Annotated in this window: 2 protein-coding genes; both read right to left on the bottom strand. The window is 69.8% G+C overall.

What is annotated here, in order from left to right; genetic code table 11:
• A partial coding sequence (locus AC1DOC_RS28190) for a response regulator (RefSeq protein WP_478130970.1) occupies window positions 1-336 on the bottom strand: 336 nt, incomplete at its 3' end.
• 91 nt (window positions 337-427) lie between these two features.
• Window positions 428-2,744, bottom strand: a 2,317-nt coding sequence (locus tag AC1DOC_RS28185) for a sensor histidine kinase (protein WP_478130969.1), incomplete at its 5' end; no start/stop codon positions are given.

The raw sequence follows: 2,744 nt of genomic DNA, 5'->3' as shown, positions 1-2,744 counted from the left end.
CTTCAGGAGCTTCTGCAGCGTGATGGGTTTTTCAAGGAAAGCGAAGGCGCCGATGCGGGTGGCGTCGACGGCGGTGTCGATGGTGGCGTGGCCGCTCATCATGATGACGGGCATGCTCAGCAGCCCGGCGGTGGACCATTCCTTGAGCAGCGTGACGCCGTCGGTGTCGGGCATCCAGATGTCGAGCAGCACGAGGTCGGGTCGTGCGCGCTGCCGCGCTGCGCGTGCCTCGGCCGCGTTTTCCGCCAACTCCACGTTGTGGCCTTCGTCATTGAGAATTTCGAAGAGCAGGTCCCTAATGCCCAGCTCGTCATCGACCACGAGAATGTTTGCCATGAGTGCTGCTTGTTGTATGCGCCGGTATCTGCAATGTGTGTAGGGTCCGCCAGCCGCCCCATCGTCTGCGCGCGACGGGTTTGTTTCACGCTCAGGCGGCGGAAGACTTCGGATCTTCGGTGTGAGCGACCGCTGTTTGCGGCTCGCCTGCCAGCGCGAATGATAGCGAGACTTGCGCCCCTGCTACAGCCCCATCGACAACGCGGTTCGAAAGCTCGATGCGCGCGCCGTGCTCGTCCGCGATCTTCTTGACCACGGCCAGTCCCAAACCTGTACCTTTTGTTTTCGTGGTGACGTAGGGCTCGAACGCGCGCTTGAGGATGTTCTCGGCAAAGCCCGGTCCACTGTCCTGCACGGTGAGGCGCACGCGCTGGCCCGAATCGCCTAGGCGGGTGCGGATGACGACCTCGCCGGCGCGGCCGGTGGTGCTGGCGGCGGCCTCGGCGGCGTCCTGGGCGTTCTGCAGCAGGTTGTGGATGACCTGGCGGATCTGCTGGGCGTCGCCGCGGATGGGCGGGCAGCGCTCGTCGAGTTCGGAGCGCAGCGCGATGGGCGCGTTCTCGGCGCTGTAGAGCTGGAGCACGTCGGCCAGCAACGCGTTGAGGTCGACCGGCTTCAGGTCGGCCGCGGGCAGGCGGGCGTAGTCGCGGAATTCGTTGACCAGCCGCTTCATGGCGTCGACCTGGTCGACGATGGTCTTGACCGACTTGACGAGCACGGCCTGCTCGGGCGGCGCGACCTTGCCCGAGAGCTTCATTTCGAGCCGCTCGGCCGAGAGCTGGATGGGCGTGAGCGGGTTCTTGATCTCGTGGGCGAGGCGGCGCGCCACTTCGCCCCAGGCCTGGGCGCGCTGGGCGGAGACGATTTCGGAGATGTCGTCGAACACCAGCAGCCGCGCGGCCCCCGGCAGCTCGGCGCCGCGCGCCACGATGTTGATGGCGCTGTCCTGCTGCGGCAGGTCGGTGCCGCTGGCATGCAGCTCGAAGGCGTGCTGCCAGTGGTCCAGGCCGTGCTGCAGGCGCTCGACCTGGAATTCGTCGAACTGCTGCTGCACGCTGTTGCCGAAGTCCGCGAGCCCGGGCACCTGGGCGAGCGGCATGCCCTCGTAGGCAGCCAGGGGCGCGCGCAGCACGCGGGTGGCGCCGGGGTTGGTGGAAAGGATGGTGCCCTTGGCGTCGAGCACGATCACGCCGGAGGTCAGGTTGTCCAGGATGGTCTGCAGGTTGGCGCGCGCGGCGTCGAGCTGGCCCATGGTCTTTTCGACGGCGCCGCGGGCATCGGCCAGTTGCTGGGTCATGACGGCGAAGGAGCGCGTGAGGCCGCCCAGCTCGTCCTTGCCCTGCAGCACGGCGGTCGGCCGCAGGTCGCCGCCGGCCACCTGGCGCACGCCGTCCGCCAGCACGAGCAGCGGCCGCGCGAGCTGGTTGCCGAACAGCACGGCCAGCAGCACGGCGCCGAACACGGCCAGGAAAAGGCTCAGCGTGAGGGTGCCGATGTACATGCGCCGCAGGCCCTCGCGGGCCAAGGCCCGCTCCTGGTATTCGCGGTTGGCCTCCTGCACGGCGAGTGCGTTGGCCACCACCGCGGGCGGCAGCGGCTGCGTCACCTGCAGGAAGCGCGGTGCGGTATCGAAATCGAAGCCCGGCCGCTGCACCATCGCGAGGGCGCGCACGCTGGCAGGCGGCACGTTGGCGCCCGGCGCCGCGGTTTCGTCCAGGCCCTCGATGTGGGCGATGGCGCGGTCGGCGCGCACCTGCCGCAGCTGCTGGGTGGTCGGCCGCTCGGGGTTGAGCTGGAAGCGCGAGGCGCCGGCGCCGGCCACCAGCTGGCCGGTGCCGGTCCAGAGCACCACGTCGCTGGCCTGGAGCTGGTCGCGGATGCGCTCGAGGACGAGGCCGGCGCTCGCGTCGGGCACCTGCACCAGCTGGGCGCTGGCCACGCGCGTCTTGGCGGCCAGGTCGTCCGCAAGCGAGTCGAGCGTGGCGCGGCCGAGGTTCAGGCCGGCGTCGAGCGCGCCTTCCACCTTGACGTCGAACCAGCTTTCGATCGAACGCGCCACGAACTGGTAGGACACCACGTAGACCAGCGCGCCCGGCACCACGCCCACCAGCGCGAAGATGGCCGCCAGCTTGATGAGCAGGCGGCTGCCGAACTTGCCCTGGCGCAGCCGCCGCAGCAGCCGGAAGGCGACCCAGCCGATCACCAGCACCAGCAGCACCGCCACCACCACGTTGATGCCGAACAGCCGCACGTAGTAGCGCTCGTACAGCGCGCGGTTGTTGGTGGCCTGGGCCAGCAGGAACATCAGCACCAGGCCGATGGCCGTGACCAGCGCGGCGCCCACGCCGACGGCCCAGCGCAGCGCGCGCGCGCGGCGGGCGGCGGGCGTGGCCGCTGCGCCGCTGCGC

Source organism: Variovorax sp. 01T439_2 (assembly GCF_056398445.1).
The sequence above is the reverse complement of the archived record's forward strand: the minus strand, read 5'-3'. Positions and strand labels throughout refer to the sequence as shown.